Raw genomic sequence first — 1,300 nt, 5'->3', positions numbered from 1 at the left:
CTCAGAAGAGAATAATAGGTAGTCACGAAATGGAAGCTTATCTGCAGGCTTGCCCCTATATCGATTGGCAGCACGAAGCCGTGCAACGTCAGGCAAGTTTGTTAGCGCAAGGAAGGCAAAATTGCTACGTAATCGCCCAAAGGTGTTTTGAGTTTGTGCGTGATGAAATAAAACACAGTTGGGATTACCGATTGAATCCGGTAACGGTTTCAGCTTCTCAGGTGCTTGAACACGGAACAGGTTTTTGTTACGCAAAAAGCCACTTATTGGCTGCTTTACTTAGAGCGAATCAAATTCCGACTGCGATATGCTATCAACGTGTACGTCTCGATGACACCCCTAGCTTTTGTTTGCATGCACTAAACGCTGTGCACCTGCCTGACTATGGTTGGTACCGTATCGATGCACGTGGGAATACCCCTGAAATCGACGCTCAATTCACGCCTCCAGTTGAAAAACTGGCAATTGAGCGATATGGTTTGGGAGAGTTTTTTCTCGAAGGGCTCTATGAAGCGCCCTTATCATCTGTGACCAAGCTACTTGAGAGCTGTGAAACGATAGAGCAAGTAGCTCAGCGTTTAAGTGAAACTGATACTTTGGGCCATCAAAGCAATGAATAAAATGCCATTCTCTCTTCAGGTGACTATATTTCTTGTCACATTCTCGCTATTAGCTATTTATATGGTTGGCGGCTTAGAAACCGAAGATGGTAAAACTCTCTTGGTGATCGTACTTATTGGTGGCTTGATCTCCACACTCCGAGCAGCCTACCTAAGAAATAAGCAAATTAAGAAAGCGATAGCGCGTCAAAAAGAGCTGTCTTGAGCTTAACTCATCAGCTTTGCTTTTTTCGTCGCACTAACTGGCTCAATAAGGCTCTAAGCTTCGCGGGTTTAAGCGGTTTGCTTAAAAAGTTGAAGCCTTGCCCTTTCGCTATACTCGCCAACTCTGGTTCGGAGGCGGCTGAAATGATGCAGACGGGAACGTCTTGCCCCCATATCTCTAATAGCTCATTCGCTAATTTGATACCGTTTGAATACTTGTCTTCGCCTTCATCATGCGTCAGCTGGTAGTCCATGAGTAGCACGTCAGGTACAAAGTGTTTGGTACTATCATCGAGAATACTTTCGGCACTGTTGTAAGACAGCATCTTGCAGTTCCATTTGTTGAGCAGTGCTTCGGTAGCTTTAAGGTTTTCCTGTTGGTCATCAACATAAATGACATTTAAACCTTCGATATCGCTTTCATTAGCGATCTCTTGCGGAGCCTCGATGATTTTGGGTAAGTGGCTTTGAGGTAA

3 protein-coding genes are annotated in these 1,300 nt (G+C 44.7%); 2 read left to right on the top strand and 1 reads right to left on the bottom strand.

Annotated features, from left to right (window positions below):
- Together A3756_RS21465 and A3756_RS21460 are read left to right on the top strand one after the other, a co-directional pair.
- On the top strand, positions 1–620 hold a 620-nt coding region (locus tag A3756_RS21465), incomplete at its 5' end, for a transglutaminase family protein (RefSeq protein WP_368664609.1).
- The gene (locus A3756_RS21460; protein WP_156490258.1) at positions 613–825 is read left to right on the top strand and encodes a hypothetical protein; all 213 of its coding nucleotides are present in this window, start codon (positions 613–615) and stop codon (positions 823–825) included. The genes A3756_RS21465 and A3756_RS21460, both read left to right, overlap by 8 nt.
- A gap of 10 nt (positions 826–835) precedes the next feature.
- On the opposite strand, the gene A3756_RS21455 is transcribed toward A3756_RS21460, so the two are convergent.
- Positions 836–1,300, bottom strand: a 465-nt coding sequence (locus A3756_RS21455) for a response regulator (protein ID WP_156490668.1), incomplete at its 5' end; no start/stop codon positions are given.

Source organism: Oleiphilus sp. HI0086 (assembly GCF_001635225.1).
Note: the sequence above shows the minus strand (reverse complement) of the source record. Positions and strands in the feature narration are given on the sequence as shown.